The organism is Paenibacillus sp. P36 (genome assembly GCF_045866505.1).
Taxonomy (GTDB): domain Bacteria; phylum Bacillota; class Bacilli; order Paenibacillales; family NBRC-103111; genus Paenibacillus_E; species Paenibacillus_E chondroitinus.
The window spans coordinates 1,554,317-1,569,611 of the sequence record NZ_AP038372.1 but is presented as its reverse complement, the minus strand read 5'-3'; the positions used below and the strand labels follow the sequence as shown (position 1 = coordinate 1,569,611).

Here is a 15,295-nt window from a genome sequence, read left to right as displayed (position 1 = left end):
CTTTCTGTGATCGTATTCATTCATCCTTTAATCTTACAATGAATTGCTGTCCTAATTCAATTACTCCGCTCATCAAATTTTCAGATAATTTGTGTATAAATGAATTTTCCTGCATGAGAATAACAAAAAGCCGCCTGATCCAGGCAGCTTATTATTTATACACCCCGTTTAGATGCCAGCTTTCAGCAATTTAGCAACGGTATGTTCAATTTCACGGTGTTCATACGTAGGCCGCACATGGATACTCGGTTCTCCGGCCATACAGCCGATCCCGACAAGCGTATTATCGTCATACACAGAAATCACATTCTGAGACTCCAGCTGATTCCAGTCCACTTGGTTCTGAGCACCGGTTGTTATGCATTCATTTGTATATGACTGTATAAAATCATGAAGTTGATCATTTTCGGGATGTCCATTAATATAGGATAATTTCAAGCTAAATCCACCTCTCTGCGATCGCTTTGCTACTTCTATAATTATACTCAATCATGAATTTTTATTCAATATTTTTTATCGATTTACAAAAAAAAAATACGACTTCCGGACATTCTAGTCCAGCAGCCGTACTCATCGCCTATCTTTTAATCAAAATAGATCCATACTTAAATATCGTTCACCGGTATCCGGCGCGATACAAAGCACCCTTTTCCCCGCTCCAAGCTTACGGGCGACCTGCAGTCCCGTCCAAACCGAAGCACCGGCGGATGGTCCTACGAGGATTCCTTCTTTACTAGCCAAGTCTTTCATCGTACCGATTGCGTCCTCATCTGTCACTTGAACAATCTGATCATATATGCTCGTATTCAAAATAGACGGTACAAAACCAGGGCTCGTGCCAACCAGCTTATGAGGTCCTGGGCTTCCTCCGGATAAAACAGGAGATCCCTTGGGCTCCACGACATAAATCTGGATGTCCGGCAGCTTCTCGCGAAGCACCTCGCCCGTTCCGGTAATGGTTCCGCCGGTACCTGAAGTAGCAACGAAAGCGTCAAGACGCCCTTCCATTTGCTCCAAAATCTCAGGGGCAGTCGTAACCCGGTGAATGCTCGGATTCGCCGGATTCTCGAATTGCTGAGGGATGTAGCTGTTCGGAATTTGATCCCTCAGCTCCTGTGCTTTGGCGATAGCTCCTGGCATCCGCAGCGCGGCAGGAGTCAGGACGACCTCTGCGCCATAGGCCTTGAGCAGGTTAATCCGTTCCTTCGACATATTATCCGGCATGATGAGAATGGCTTTGTATCCTTTGGCCGCTGCATTCATCGCGAGGCCAATGCCTGTATTGCCGCTCGTCGGTTCGATGATCGTGGCGCCCGGGCTAAGCAGTCCATTTTTCTCTGCTTGCTCAATTAAATTAAAAGCCGCCCGATCCTTTACACTGCCGCTTGGATTAAAATATTCAAGTTTGACATACAACTCTGCATCGCCAGGCTCCACCAACCGTTGAATTCGGACAGCAGGCGTATCGCCAATCAGCTCTGTGATGCTGTTCACCATTTTTTTATGTGTCAAGGGTTGCCCCCTCCTCTTCCCATTAACCAACACTATCCACATTTTTATCGGGAAGCCCCAGAGATGTCAAGTTTTAATTATAGATAACTGCTTTTTCATAAAATACCAGCTAAAAAGTGGAGAACTGCCGATGACTAATAAAAGCACATTAATGACAAGTGGCGCCTTGCTCCACGAAATTACACAAATAAACAGCAGCACCCCGCAAACCCTGCCAACATTTAATGCAAGTTCACGAAGCACGATATACTCCTCTCTTTGCCTGGCGCTTTCTTCCGTTGAACCAATCAAATCAAATACGGCCGATACCATCGGTACGGAATACATAGGAAAGAAAAGCGCTGACCCCAATCCGAAAAGAAGTAAAGTGCTGTAACCCATTTTCCAGAAAAAAGGAAGAATGATCGCTACCACCATAGCTGCACCGATAAACATGCTCACCTTCCGGAACCTCGGCTTTATAAACCGGCCTGCCGCCCAGAAACTAACTAAAGAAACCGCTGACGTAATCAACACAAAATTCCCCAGACTCGCTTCACTTGATGTAGAAATATAAACAAGCAGAGCGATCATGAAACCGAAGACGCCTTCTCTAACCCCCTGAAAAACCAACGCCAAACTGACACGCTTCCAAGGCGTTTCCGCTTTCCTAAGGCTTCGAATAGGAAACATCCATTCGTAAGTGCCTTGTACTTTTCTCTTTTTCAGAAAAAAGCTAATCACTACGCCAAGCAGAAAGATGCCAAGTGAAATGGAAAAGATTAATCGATAACCTTTGATATCGCCCAAATTCACAATCAATAAGCCAGAAATCCATGGCGCAATGATGCCCGCTCCAGCTCCGAGCAAGCCCACCGATCCGTTAAATCGATCCCGATTGTCAGGGTCCGTTACTTCGAAATAAACAACGTTAAAGGCAACCCAGAACAGCCCTGCAGAAATTCCTTGCACGATGCCCAGCCATACAAAATATTGAAAGCTGTTCGCTCCCAGCCACAGAACCAGCATATAAAATACGGCCGAAATAGCTACGCCGATGCGCAAGCAGTTCATTTTATTATGTTCCTTCACCCATTTCCCTGCTAACCAGAAGGTGATGGCCATCGTCAAATGAGTCGCTAACGTAAACCAACCAATTAGCGTGTAGTCATTTTTGGCTTTCCACAAATAGACGCCGACAAAAGTTCCCGATAGCGCGTTTGCGCTCCCAAATAGCGTATGAACGATAATCAGAAGAATCGCTTGTGAATCTAATCTCCCTTTTGGGGCCGAGTTGTTATGGTCAGTAGGTTGTTGATCGCGTTCTTCGAAATAATTGCCCTTCTGTCGTTCTTTCCCTTTACCTGGATGCATTCGCTGCATACTCTGATCATTGTGCATAAATAATTCCTCACCTTTCCCCGCGGAAACGAAATAGTTCTAGTTAAACTTCCCCATTCGGGTGAAAATATGAGGTATTCCATATAAAAAAACCGAATCCACGAGGACTCGGTTTCCTTTTTACTCCGATTTAATGCGTTCAACCATCAATAGTCGATCTGTATCGGACAACACTTTTTCAACTTTAAAACAGGACGGGCACACATACACATTCATCGTGAACGGAGCCGTCAGGAACGCACTGCCTAGCGTTTTGGGAATGGTTGGCGTGAAGGAAGTTTCGTTTACAACTTCGTTGCCTGCCAGCAGAAGCAGTTCATGACAGTTCGAGCACTCCGGCGCTTCTTCCTGCTCGTCTGTGATATGCTGTACCTTTTCTCCATATTTATCAAGCGGTTCATCTGAGTCATCCCATGCCAAAGACAAATCCTCATCCGCATCCGGAAACTCCTGATCTTGAAACCGGAGCGGTTGACCCGTTAATTTCACTTTCAAATCAATACTGCGATAATCATTCAACTCGTTAAAACAATGCGGACATTCATCCTCCGGCCCAATCTCAGGATCCCAAACGATCTCTGTTTGACACCAAGGACAAACCACTTCTTCATTCGCACTCATGACGTAATCCTCCATCTATTGCCTTCAAGCAAATTTCATTAAATAATAAATCCCTGCCGCCATAAACACAAATGCAATAGCAAACAAGGTGCCCCACAGGTATTTCATGTTCAAGCCTCCAAGACTATGTATGATTCTAGGTTACGCATGCGCCTACTACGTAAGATAGGGAGACAGATAGCGTCAAAGACAAGAACCCTACAGCGCGGTTATCTTTTTTGATTTCTTCATCAATTTTAAAATAAGGCGTTAAAAACTCAAAAATGAAGTAGGCTGCTAGCAACAGCAAGAATCCGTAGCCTGCCCAAATGAGAGAGTGAATCATCGTGTCATTATTCAAAATGGAAAACCGGAACAAGTTGCAAATCCCAAAAATTTTCCCGCCTGTCGCCATTGCCACAGAGAGATTGCCCTTTTTGATCTCTGCCCAGTCATCATACTTCGTGACCATTTCGAAAATTGTTAAAAATACCACAAGCGCGATGACAGCTACTGCAAAAAATGCAAGCGTCGATAAATACGGATTACTCAGCAACACATCCACCTCTTCATTCATTTCGTCTCCTGCCTTCCTTCCACGTAGAGAGTTTAAACGTTGATTTAAAAATCCCTATATACGGTAGAAGAGACTGAGTTTGGCTCAGTCTCTCGCAGGTACTATTAGTATATCATTAAGATTGTTTTTTTTCAGCAAGCTTTGCTTTCATAGCGGCCAATTCATCATCGATGCCACTTTTGCTGGCGCCAAGTCCCTCGAGCTCATCATCCAAGCTGCGGTTTTTGGAACGAATCTCGCCGCTTGCTTGCGCTTCAGCTTCCATTTGAAGGACTTTCTCGCTCATGCGGTCAAAGCCTTTGGCTGCGTTGTCTGTACCGAATCCGGACATCGCTTGATTGATTTGTTTTTGCGCTTTGGCTGTTTCAGCACGGGCAATCAACAAATCTTTTTTGTTTTTCATTTTGTTGAACTCGTCTTTCATCTCCGTCAACTGGCCGCGAAGTTGATCCGCATTAGTTTTGGCAAGATCATATTGACGTTTCAACTCATCGAAACGAACTTGCTGCTCTTTCTTATCTTCAAGCGCACGGCGAGCCAAATCTTCATTGCCGGCTTCAAGAGCTTTCATCGCTTGCTCTGTACGTTTGGTAACCATTTCTTCTGCTTCTTCGAACTGTAGCTTGAATTTCTTCTCAATCGCAATTTGCTTAGCTACTGCGGATTCTGCTTCCAAAATGTCTTCTTCCATGTCACGCAAAAACTGATTTAACATTTTGACAGGGTCTTCCGCTTTGTCCAGCAAATCATTGATCGAAGCCATTGTCATATCACGCAGTCTTTTAAAAATACCCATTTTGAATTCCTCCTAAGGTTAATCCTTATTTATTTTATAATTGGTATTGCGTTTTGTTTTCTAATCACCGGTGCTTACACACATTAAATACGCAGTCCCAAAGAATGAGTTTCAAAAAGTTGAAAATATTTTTAAAAGTTATTTCAATTCCACTACGGTCACTCCGGCTCCGCCTTCATTGTAGTTCCCCATACGGTAACTTTTCACGTGTTTGTGACGGCGCAGATACTCCTGCATGCCTGTGCGGAGCACGCCTGTTCCTTTGCCGTGAATCAGGTATACTTGCCCCAAATTGCCAAGGAACGATTCATCCAGGAAGCGATCTGCCTCAATTAACGCTTCCTCCATGTTCAGCCCGCGCATATCCAACTCCATACGAATGCTGTCATCCCTTGTTCGTTTGACGGTGGTCGCCACCTGATGAGACTGCTTCTTCTGAGCCGTACTGCCGATTTTCTCGAGGTTGGCTATCTCAACCTTCATCTTCATAATCCCCAGCTGCACAGTCGCTTCCGTAGCGCTAACGATTTCGACCACGTGACCCTTCTGACCCAAGCTCACGACACGCACTTCATCACCGGCCTCGATTCTCTCCGGCCGCTTCTTCGCTGCGCGAACCTGCTTCTCGCGCAGTTCAGGCGCCGCCTGATCGAGGCGGCGCTTCGCTTCAACCAGCCGGTGGTCCTTGACCCCACCGGCTTCTTCTTGCGCCATGCGCCGCAGGTCGGCGATCACTTCGTCCGCCTCGCGGCGTGCCTTGGCGACAGCCTCACGCGCGTCGCGTTCGGCTTTCTCGAGCAGCTTGTCGCGCTGCTCGTCGAACTTGAGCTGCTGCGCCTCCAACGTCCGGCGCATCTCTTCCGCCTCGCGCCGCAGCCTCTCGGCGCTCTCGCGCTCCGCTTCCGCGATTAAGCGGTTCTCTTCGAGAGACGCGATCATCGACTCTACGCGTTTTTCCTCTTCGCCGACCTGGGTGCGCGCATGCTCAATAATTCGGCGCGACAAGCCCAAACGTTCCGCAATGGCAAACGCATTGCTTCGCCCTGGAACCCCTACAAGCAAACGATAAGTTGGGCTTAACGTTTGGATATCAAATTCCATGCTCGCATTTATCGTGCCTCGCGTTTGGTACGCGTAAGCCTTAAGCTCCGAGTAGTGGGTCGTTGCAATGATTCGGCAGCCAATTTGGTGGATATAATCAAGAATCGAGATGGCTAGTGCAGAGCCTTCGGCAGGATCCGTACCTGCTCCAAGCTCATCCAGCAGCACTAAGCTCTTAGGCGTCATATCCCGTAATATGCTGATGATATTTGTCATATGACTCGAAAATGTACTTAGATTCTGTTCGATGCTCTGTTCATCCCCAATATCGGCATAAATTGCATCGAATACACATAATTGACTGCCTTCTTCCGCGGGTACAAACAAGCCGGACATCGCCATCAAACTTAATAAACCAACCGTTTTGAGAGAGACTGTTTTTCCCCCTGTATTTGGTCCGGTCACAATAATTTGCGTAAAATCATTCCCTAACTCCAAATCAAGCGGAACAACGATATCTGGAGCGATAAGCGGATGACGCCCGCGCTTGATCTTGATAAAGCCACGGTCATTCAACCTTGGCATCGTAGATTTAAGCTCCCTGGCCAGGCCTGCTTTGGCAAACGTAAAATCGAGCTCTGCCAACTGATCCACATCATAAACAAGCACATCAACTTGTTCAGCGACAAGCGCAGTTAAGGCGCGCAAAATCTTCTCGATTTCCGCTTCTTCCTTGAATTTAAGCTCGCGAATCTTATTGTTCAGCTGCACAATAGCGTCAGGTTCAATGTATAGGGTCGCTCCCGAAGCCGATTGATCATGTACCATCCCGCCGAAGTTAGAACGATATTCGGATTTGACCGGAATCACGTAACGATCGTTTCGGATCGTGATCAACACATCCTGCAGCATCTTTTGTACCGACGAATTGCGGAGCATCTGCTCCAAGCGTTCACGCACTCTGCTCTCGCCTGTACGCAGCTCACTGCGCACGCGTCCTAATTCAACGCTTGCGCTATCGACAACAACGGCATTCTCATCAATGCAGCTATTAATTTTATCTTCCAACGATTTATTCTCAGTCAGTAATTCAACCTGCCCCTTGAGCATCGGAATTGAATACTCCTCATGAACAGCCAGTATAAATCTTTTCAATCTGCGGGTACCAAACATCGTCGTCGATACGTCCAGCAATTCAGCCGGATTCAGCATCCCGCCAATTCTGGCGCGGTGCAAGGAGGAACGAATATCCCGTATCCCGCCAAACGGGGCGTTACCTTTCAGGCGTTCTACATTTACCGCTTCATCGGTTGCTTGCAGCCGCAGCTTAACGAGTTCAAAGTCCCCGATCGGTTCAAGATGCTGGACAGCGTCCTTCCCGAGAGAAGTAGCGGCGTGATGAGCTAGTTTATGTAAAATTTTCGCATATTCCAATGTTTTAATAATTTTCTGATTCAACTGTCCCAACCTCATTTCTATCCTATATTATAAACCATTTTGCGTATGATTAGCTACGGAGACAATTGTTATATGGAAGATGCTGCCTGCCATAATCTGTTCAAAAGTTGGATACACTAATTTGTGCACCTATTCCTTCTGCCAAGGAATCGAAGTACATGTCAAACACACCAAGCAAAATTCAACAAAAACATCTTTTCTAGCTATGAGCGCACGGTTGTCTCATCGTAGAAAAAAGGAGGTTCTTGAATGCATCTTCTAGGACATCTGGTCAGGTTTATTGTATCTGCTTTGGTATTAATGTTTGTAAGTTGGTTAGTGCCAGGATTTCAAGTCGGCGGATTCTGGAGCGCGTTTTTCCTTGCCTTGGTCATTGCCATTGCCGCATGGATCATTGAAGGGATTTTTGGCAAACAAATCACTCCTTTTGGCAGAGGAATCGTAGGCTTTCTGGTGAGCGCGCTGGTCATCTGGGCCGCTCAGTTCGTCGTAAGCAATGTTTCAACGAGCATCATAGGTGCGATTTTAGCCGCTTTAGTCATTGGGATCATCGACTTGTTCATTCCTGTGAAAACCCCCTTCGAACAAGGGATCACAGGAAGAGAAGATCGTCGATAACTGTATCAGTTTGTAGTCCTGATAGCCATGATAAAGCCCAAAAAAGATCGGTCTGCTGCGTACCACTCGCCGGGCCGATCTTTTCCTTTTTTTCAAACCTATCCGAACGCTTTCACTAGTTTGTCACTGTTTTTTCCATATCGGTGATGTACAATTGAAAGGAAAACAAATACATTTTATCGTCGGAGGGTATTTATGAAAAAACTACTCGTTCTTTTAATGGGAGTTGCTATAGTTATCGCAATCACTGCTTGTGGAAGCAAAGCGTCCAAGCCGGCAGATACGACTTCTCCTGCTGCAACTACACAAGCGGCCGGTGGTCAGAACGTAACTTTGAAAGCAACGAACTTCAAATTTGATCAGACGGAATATCGCGTGAAAAAAGGCGAGCCTGTCACGATTACGCTTGATAACTCGCAAGGTATTCACGGTGCTTCGATCAAAGAATTCAACGTTAAATTGGATAACAGCAACAAAACTTTTACTTTTACACCAGATAAAACGGGTTCATTTCCGATTACATGCTCCATCATGTGCGGAAGCGGCCATGCCAATATGAAAACAACGTTAATTGTTGAATAACTACTTGCTCAAAAGGCCTTGTCGCGGCAAACGCGGTAAGGCTTTTTTGTTGTTTCGGAAATAATAAAAAGCCGCCTTTTTCTATAAATAATAGAAATCGGCAGCTTTCATATGGGGATTCCTTGCTTCCAAAGTTCTTGCAATTTACCGGCAATATCGGGCAATTCATTAATCAGGTAAGGGGCTACGGCTGAACTCGAAAGCATCTTCTGAAGTCCATCCGATGGAATGATTGTGATGACGTTCACGGCGATAATAACGATTAAAAGGGCTTCAGCTAAGCCGAGTAACGCCCCGCTCCAACGATTAATGAAATTCAATCCCGGTGTTTTCGCTAAAATATTTAATGCTCGTCCGATGAAGACCAACGCGAATTTCACACCAAAAAACAAGATGGCAAAGGCGATTGCATTCGAGATATAGGTATCCAGATTGAGGCCTTTCACGATAAATTCGTATTTTTGATAATTTTGATACGTAGGCAGTGAAATCGCATTTCGAAGCACCGGTGCAAAATCCTTGTAAAAATAAAAGGCCACTAAATAAGCGAGCACAAACCCGGAGATGGACACAATTTGCGCAATAAACCCTCTAAAGTAACCAATCAGCAATCCCAAAGCAACGATAGCCAATAAGAAATAATCCAGTTTGTTTAGCATCTCCCAGATTACCTGGCCGGGCTGTCTGTTTCAGCTAATTCAATCCATTCGTTATACTCGTTTTGCAGCTTAGCGTATTCCTCGCGCAGTGCACTGTATTCTTTCTTAATCTGTTCTAACTCTTTTTGCAAGGCATCGTCATTCAAGCTCTGGTTTAGCAATTCTTCTTTCTCACTGTTGTATTGTTCTTGAAGACGCTCTTTTTCTTCTTCCAAATAGGTATTCAACAACGTTCTTTCTTGCTGTTGCTGCTGAATGATCGTTTTAATTTGAGCCTGGTAATGCTGAATAATTGTAGATTTCTGGCCTTCATACTGTTGTACGATGTTGGTTTGTTGGTTTTGGAAGTCTGCTACAAAGTCAGCTTTTTCTTGCATGTATTGTTGAACAAGCCCTTCCTTTTCTTGCTCAAATTTTTGCTCTACTTTTGTAGTCTGACTCTTCTCTTCTTCCAGCTCTTGCTGTAATTCTAATTTCTCGTGCTGAATTTGCTGTAATTGCTGTTTCAGCTGCTCTTGTTCTTGCTTGCCTTGTTCGATTTGCTGTTTGGCTAGCAAGTATTGTTGGTTCTCTTGTTCCAGCTGTTGTTTGATTTGCTCTTGAATAAGAGTGACTTTTTCATTCTGCTGACTGGATTGTTGTAATTGTTGCTTCAATTGCTCTTGAATTTGCTTATTTTGTTCCAGTTGTTGTTGCATTTCCAATTGCTGCTGCTTGGCTTGCTGCAGTTGCTGTTTCAGCTGCTCTTGTTGTTCTTTCCCTTGTTCGATCTGTAGTTTCCCTTGTTCGATCTGCTTTTTGGCTTGTAAGTGCTGCTGTTGCTCTTGTTCAAGCTGTTGTTTGAGTTGCTCTTGAATAGCAGTGGCTTCCTCATGCTGCTGGCCAGCTTGCTGTAATTGTTGTTCCATTTGTTCTTGTACTTGTTTATTTTGTTTGAGCTGCTGTTGTAGATCTAAAAGCTGCTGCTTTTCCTGTTCAAGCAACTGCTGCGCTTCCGTAACTTGTTTTTTCTCTTGTTCCAATTGTTCTGTGAGTCGTTGCGTGTTTTGCTCGTTAAGCTGCTTCGCTTTAACTTGCTCCTCTTTAACTTGCTGCAACTGCTGGATTAACTGTTCTTGTTCTTGCACTTGTTCTTGTTTGCCTTGTTCAAGCTGCTTGACGACTTGCAAATGCTGCTGTTTTTCCTGTTCAAGCAGCTGCTGATCTTGCGTTCGTTGTTTTTTCTCCTGCTCCAGCTGCTGTTTGATTTGTTCGTGAATCTGTTTAGCTTGATCCTGTTCCTTTCTAACCTGCTGCAATTGCTGTCTCAGCTGCTCCTGCTGTTGTTTGCCTTGTTCAATTTGCTTTTTCGCTTGTTGATGCTGCTGTTTTTCCTGATCAAGCAGCTGTCGTGTTTGGGCAGCTTGCTTTTTTTCTTGTTCAAGCTGTTGTTTGATTTGTTCATGAACCTGTTTAGCCTGATCTTGCTGCTGTTTGGCCTGGTCTTGTTGTTGCTTGGCTTGGTCTTGCTGTTGCTTCGCCTGGTCCTGCTGCTGCTTCGCTTGTTCTTGCTGCTGTAGCAATTGCTGTTTGACTAGCTCCTGCTCTTGTTTGCCCTTCTGCACTTCCTGCTGGAGCTGCTCCTTTTGTGCTTGAGCTTGGTCTAACTTCCCTTTTTGTTCATTCAGAAACGTTTGTTGTTTATCATAATCATGCTTCAATTGATTGTATGTAACGTTCACTTTCTCATAGGCAGCTTTGGTCGCCTCTTGTTCTTTCTGCGCCGCGCTCAGTTCTTCCATAATTTCATTCATTCGGAAGCATTCATCGGCCATGTTCACAGCGGCGAGCACGGCAATTCTTTGTGAATCTAACCGCGGATAGCCCTTGGCAATGCGGAACATTTGGTCATTTACATACTCCGCCACACGCTTCATGTAATTCGTGCTTGTATCTGCTTTTAACTTGTATTGATTTCCATATATGTCAACGGTTATTTTCGTTTTATCTTCTGCAGTCATATTATTTCCCCCTTAGATGAAAAGGCTGGCCTTATCGACGTTAATTTCGATAAGACCAGCCTGTTTTCCTGCAACTTATGAGAAACTTGCTCTATTTTCTTAACTCTGCCTCATATTGCTGTTCAAGGGTTTGAACCACTTTAGCATGGAGCTCAGTTACCTCTTCATCCAACAGGGTTCTTTCTGCATGACGGTACACAAGTGCGATCGCTACGCTCTTACGATTGGCACCAAGGCGCTCTCCTGTGTAGATATCAAAAACCTGGATAGACTCAAGCAAATCGCCGGCAACTTCAGCAATGGACTGCTCCATGAGACCGACAGGTACGCTAGCATTGACAACGACTGCAATATCACGTCCAACGGACGGATAACGCGGCAATAGTTTATACACAATCGCATCGCCAGCAGCTTCCAGAATAGGAGCCAGCTCAACCTCAAGCACATACGTGTCATCCAGATCACGCTGCTGTTGAACAGTTGGGTGCAGTTGCCCCATTCGGCCAATTACTTTCGAACCTTCGGAAGTAGCAAGCAAAAGCTCTGCCGTACGCCCTGGATGGAAACCATCCGGGGAAGCCGATGTGTAAGTAAGCCCTTTGACACCCAGGTAACTGATCAGGCGGTCAAAGATTCCTTTGATATCATAGAAATCAACGGCCTCGGATTTCTGCGCCCAATGCGCCCCGCGGCGTTTGCCCGTCATGGCAATAGAAAGCAGAAGCTTCTCTTGCGGCAGCGCAGTGAGGGCTGACTCATCAGTAATGAATGCTTTGCCGACTTCAAAAATAGCTACGTCATCCATCGTCCGGTTACGGTTGTAGCTCACGACTTCCAGCAAATGCGGCAGCAAGCTGGTACGCAGTTGGCTGCGATCCTCGCTCATTGGCATTGCGAGGGAGATCGGTTTAGCCGCTGGATATAGACCCGGCAGCGAAGTCGTTTGATCAGGGTGCGTGAAGGAATACGTAATGACTTCATGCAGCCCGCTTTGAGTCAGGAGATTCCGCGCGATGCGGCGAATCGACTGCTCTTTGGACAAGGAGCCTGGCGTCGTCACGCCGGTCATCAAGGTCGTCGGGATGTTATCGTAGCCGAATAGGCGTGCTACTTCTTCGATCAAATCAACATCCCGCGTGATGTCTCCGCGGCGGCTCGGCACGTGCACGAGCAGCTTGCCTTCTCCCGCCGGCTCGAACGTGAAGTGCAGGCGCTCGATGATTTGGCCCATCTCGTCAAGCGAAAGCGCCGTGCCGAGATAGTTGTTCACGCGGTCAGCAGCAAGCTCGATGCTGACGGGCTTGTGTGAGCCGGCGACAGCTTCGACGATGCCGTCCGCGACTTTGCCGCCTGCATACTCAGCAATCAATGCAGCCGCGCGGTTCAATGCCGGAAGCACCGCTTCCGGATTCACTTCTTTCTCGAAGCGAAGGCTCGCTTCAGAGCGAAGGCCTAGCTGGCGCGATGTACGGCGCACAGAGGAGCCTGCAAATTTTGCGGATTCCAGCAAAATGCGAGTCGTATCATTCGTCACTTCGGAATTCGCGCCGCCCATAACACCAGCGATCGCTACAGGCTTCGTACCGTCTGTGACAAGCAGCATGTGCGGCTCCAGGGTACGCTCAACATCGTCGAGCGTAACAAGCTTCTCGCCAGCCTCAGCAAGGCGTACGTCGATGTGGCCGTTGTTCAGCTGTTCTGCATCAAAAGCATGCAGCGGCTGACCATATTCCAACATCACGAAATTCGTGATGTCCACGATGTTATTGATAGGGCGGATCCCTGCCGCCATCAAACGGTTTTGCATCCATAGCGGAGAAGTGCCTACGCGCACACCTTCGATCAGGCGCGCTGCGTAATGAGAGCACTGCTCTGTCGCAGTGATCTTCACGCTGATGCGGTCAGCGGCTTTCACACCAGCTGATCCAGCTTGTTGCAGCGCCGCTTCCGCATCCGGCAGTTTCACGCTGCGGCCAAGAATCGCTGCGATCTCATAAGCGGCTCCGAGCATGCTCAAGCAGTCGGAACGGTTTGGCGTCAGATCAAGCTCCAGCACCTTGTCATTGATCGCCAGAACATCAAGAACAGAGCTTCCAACTTCCGTTTCCTGCGGAAGCACTAGAATACCTTCCTGAATTTCTTTCGGCAGCAATTTATCATTCAGGCCAAGCTCTTTGGCAGAGCAAATCATCCCTTGGGATTCAACACCGCGCAATTTGGCGCGTTTGATTTGCAGACCTCCTGGTAGAACAGCTCCAATCATAGCGACAGGCACTTTTTGGCCTGCATCGATATTTTTGGCTCCGCAGACGATTTGCAAATCTTCGCCTTGACCGGCATCAATGACACACACGCTTAATTTATCCGCATCCGGATGCTTCTCACGGGATTTCACATACCCGACAACTACGTTCGTTACGCCTTTATTTCGATCCTCCACGATATCCACTTCGATACCGCTTCGGGTTAATTTTTCCGCTAATTCCTCAGCTGTGAAACCTGATACATCTACATATTCCGATAACCATTGGTATGAAACATTCATGCTTAACCCCTCCTTTTCCTGATGCCTACAGATGTAAGAATTGTTTTAAGAAACGCAGATCATTCGTGTAGAAATGACGGATATCTTCGATTCCGTATTTCAGCATGGCAATACGCTCAACGCCCATACCGAAAGCGAACCCTGTATACTCCTTCGGATCGTAGCCGCCCATCTCAAGAACGCGCGGATGCACCATACCCGCTCCGAGAATTTCCAACCAACCTGTTTGTTTACAAGTCCGGCAGCCAACGCCTCCACACATCGCACAGCTCACATCAACCTCGACACTTGGCTCTGTGAAAGGGAAGAAGCTAGGACGCAAACGAATTCTCGTTTCTTTGCCGTACATTTCTTGCACGAATTGCAGCAAGGTACCTTTCAAATCGCTCATCCGAACGTTGCGGTCGATAACCAGACCTTCGATTTGCGTAAACATATGCGAATGTGTCGCATCGTCGTCGTCGCGGCGGTATACTTTACCCGGGCAAATAATTTTGATCGGAACTTCGCCTTTGCGTTTCTCCATCGTTCTCACTTGAACAGGGGAAGTTTGCGTACGCATCAGGATTTCTTCTGTAATGTAGAAGGAGTCCTGCATGTCGCGGGCCGGGTGGTCTTTGGGCAGATTCAGCGCTTCGAAATTGTAATAGTCCTGCTCAACCTCCGGTCCTTCCGCAACGGTATAACCCATTCCGATGAAAATATCTTCAATTTCTTGAATTACTTTGCTTAATGGGTGTACGGCGCCTTGCTCAGATGGACGACCCGGCAGCGTAACGTCGATCATTTCAGCACGTAGTCTGTTTTCCGTTTCCTGCTGCTGATACGCGGCTTGCTTCTCTTCGATCACCGATTCAATCGCAGCGCGAACATCGTTCGCCACTTGCCCAATGATCGGTCTCTCTTCTGCGCTTAGCGCTCCCATTCCGCGAAGAACCTCGGTTAATGGACCTTTTTTACCCAAATATTTAATACGTAAATCGTTCAGCTCCTGCTGGCTTTGTACGCCGCTTAGCTCTTGCAGTGCTTCCTGCTTCAAAGCTTCTAACCGCTCTTTCATTGCAATCCCTCCTGAATTAGGCCCCTGAATCAACCAAAATGAAAACACAAAAAAGACTTTCCGCTCCCTCGCAAGGGACGAAAAGCCGTGGTACCACCCTAATTAGATCCATTTCCCGGCCAATAGGCCAAAAAAATGATCTCACTTCATTCCAGATAACGGACGATGCGTCCGGTTCCCTCTACTTAGAAGAAAGCCAATTAAGCTTAACTCGGTTCAAAGGACTGCTCGGGAGCGAACTTCTGCAGCCTGATTCTCGGGGTCAGCTCTCAATCAACGGCTTACCCTCCCTGTCAAGAAGCACTGCATACTCTTCTCCGTCAAAGCATTTTACGTATATGTACCAGTAATTATATGCAAGATAGTGCTCATATGCAAGTACGCGCCCTTTACATATGCATTTTCCCACTTGACTCGGAAAGAATATAAGCGTATATTTTATTTAAACAGTTTAAACATTAATTTAT

General features: G+C 46.5%; 13 protein-coding genes. 2 read left to right on the top strand and 11 right to left on the bottom strand.

What is annotated here, in order from left to right; translation table 11 throughout:
• Nucleotides 1-168 precede the first annotated feature (168 nt).
• The 7 genes from ACKTT9_RS07325 to ACKTT9_RS07295 form a co-directional block, all read right to left on the bottom strand.
• Nucleotides 169-438, bottom strand: a complete 270-nt coding sequence (locus tag ACKTT9_RS07325) for a hypothetical protein (protein ID WP_407871032.1) — start codon at nt 436-438, stop codon at nt 169-171.
• A 150-nt stretch (nt 439-588) separates the two neighbouring features.
• A complete protein-coding gene (gene cysK / locus ACKTT9_RS07320) occupies nt 589-1,554 on the bottom strand; it encodes a cysteine synthase A (RefSeq protein ID WP_157319557.1) in 966 nt (321 codons plus the stop codon).
• 24 nt (nt 1,555-1,578) lie between these two features.
• The gene (locus tag ACKTT9_RS07315; protein WP_407871031.1) at nt 1,579-2,892 is read right to left on the bottom strand and encodes an MFS transporter; all 1,314 of its coding nucleotides are present in this window, start codon (nt 2,890-2,892) and stop codon (nt 1,579-1,581) included.
• Between the two features lie 120 nt (nt 2,893-3,012).
• On the bottom strand, nt 3,013-3,513 hold the full coding sequence (locus ACKTT9_RS07310) for a hypothetical protein (protein ID WP_407871030.1): 501 nt from the start codon (nt 3,511-3,513) through the stop codon (nt 3,013-3,015).
• Nucleotides 3,514-3,649: 136 nt separating this feature from the next.
• Nucleotides 3,650-4,069: a DUF350 domain-containing protein gene (locus ACKTT9_RS07305; RefSeq protein ID WP_127457316.1), complete on the bottom strand. Its 420-nt coding sequence runs from the start codon at nt 4,067-4,069 to the stop codon at nt 3,650-3,652.
• 115 nt (nt 4,070-4,184) lie between these two features.
• Nucleotides 4,185-4,865, bottom strand: coding sequence for a PspA/IM30 family protein (locus ACKTT9_RS07300; RefSeq protein ID WP_407871029.1), 681 nt, complete (start codon nt 4,863-4,865; stop codon nt 4,185-4,187).
• Nucleotides 4,866-5,003: 138 nt separating this feature from the next.
• Nucleotides 5,004-7,364, bottom strand: a complete 2,361-nt coding sequence (locus tag ACKTT9_RS07295) for an endonuclease MutS2 (protein ID WP_407871028.1) — start codon at nt 7,362-7,364, stop codon at nt 5,004-5,006.
• Between the two features lie 249 nt (nt 7,365-7,613).
• Between ACKTT9_RS07295 and ACKTT9_RS07290 the strand changes: the two genes are divergently transcribed.
• Together ACKTT9_RS07290 and ACKTT9_RS07285 are read left to right on the top strand one after the other, a co-directional pair.
• Complete coding sequence (locus ACKTT9_RS07290) at nt 7,614-7,982, top strand: phage holin family protein (RefSeq protein ID WP_127457319.1); 369 nt, start codon at nt 7,614-7,616, stop codon at nt 7,980-7,982.
• A 195-nt stretch (nt 7,983-8,177) separates the two neighbouring features.
• Nucleotides 8,178-8,564: a cupredoxin domain-containing protein gene (locus ACKTT9_RS07285; RefSeq protein ID WP_157319562.1), complete on the top strand. Its 387-nt coding sequence runs from the start codon at nt 8,178-8,180 to the stop codon at nt 8,562-8,564.
• 107 nt (nt 8,565-8,671) lie between these two features.
• On the opposite strand, the gene ACKTT9_RS07280 is transcribed toward ACKTT9_RS07285, so the two are convergent.
• The 4 genes from ACKTT9_RS07280 to pheS all read right to left on the bottom strand — a co-directional run bounded on the left by ACKTT9_RS07280 (nt 8,672) and on the right by pheS (nt 14,828).
• Entirely contained in the window at nt 8,672-9,223 is a 552-nt protein-coding gene (locus ACKTT9_RS07280) for a CvpA family protein (protein WP_407871027.1), read from the bottom strand.
• 8 nt (nt 9,224-9,231) lie between these two features.
• Nucleotides 9,232-11,223, bottom strand: a complete 1,992-nt coding sequence (locus ACKTT9_RS07275) for a hypothetical protein (RefSeq protein WP_407871026.1) — start codon at nt 11,221-11,223, stop codon at nt 9,232-9,234.
• A 91-nt stretch (nt 11,224-11,314) separates the two neighbouring features.
• A complete protein-coding gene (pheT, locus tag ACKTT9_RS07270) occupies nt 11,315-13,768 on the bottom strand; it encodes a phenylalanine--tRNA ligase subunit beta (protein WP_407871025.1) in 2,454 nt (817 codons plus the stop codon).
• Between the two features lie 25 nt (nt 13,769-13,793).
• Entirely contained in the window at nt 13,794-14,828 is a 1,035-nt protein-coding gene (pheS, locus tag ACKTT9_RS07265; protein WP_127457323.1) for a phenylalanine--tRNA ligase subunit alpha, read from the bottom strand.
• Nucleotides 14,829-15,295: the final 467 nt, after the last annotated feature.

Excerpts from the sequence above, each read along its gene's own strand:
- pheT (WP_407871025.1), bottom strand. The coding sequence starts at position 13,768 with ATGAATGTTTCATACCAATGGTTATCGGAATATGTAGATGTATCAGGT.
- ACKTT9_RS07315 (WP_407871031.1), bottom strand. The coding sequence starts at position 2,892 with ATGCACAATGATCAGAGTATGCAGCGAATGCATCCAGGTAAAGGGAAA.
- ACKTT9_RS07275 (WP_407871026.1), bottom strand. The coding sequence starts at position 11,223 with ATGACTGCAGAAGATAAAACGAAAATAACCGTTGACATATATGGAAAT.
- ACKTT9_RS07290 (WP_127457319.1), top strand. The coding sequence starts at position 7,614 with ATGCATCTTCTAGGACATCTGGTCAGGTTTATTGTATCTGCTTTGGTA.
- ACKTT9_RS07305 (WP_127457316.1), bottom strand. The coding sequence starts at position 4,069 with ATGAATGAAGAGGTGGATGTGTTGCTGAGTAATCCGTATTTATCGACG.
- ACKTT9_RS07280 (WP_407871027.1), bottom strand. The coding sequence starts at position 9,223 with ATGCTAAACAAACTGGATTATTTCTTATTGGCTATCGTTGCTTTGGGA.
- pheS (WP_127457323.1), bottom strand. The coding sequence starts at position 14,828 with ATGAAAGAGCGGTTAGAAGCTTTGAAGCAGGAAGCACTGCAAGAGCTA.
- cysK (WP_157319557.1), bottom strand. The coding sequence starts at position 1,554 with ATGTGGATAGTGTTGGTTAATGGGAAGAGGAGGGGGCAACCCTTGACA.
- ACKTT9_RS07310 (WP_407871030.1), bottom strand. The coding sequence starts at position 3,513 with ATGAGTGCGAATGAAGAAGTGGTTTGTCCTTGGTGTCAAACAGAGATC.
- ACKTT9_RS07300 (WP_407871029.1), bottom strand. The coding sequence starts at position 4,865 with ATGGGTATTTTTAAAAGACTGCGTGATATGACAATGGCTTCGATCAAT.
- ACKTT9_RS07285 (WP_157319562.1), top strand. The coding sequence starts at position 8,178 with ATGAAAAAACTACTCGTTCTTTTAATGGGAGTTGCTATAGTTATCGCA.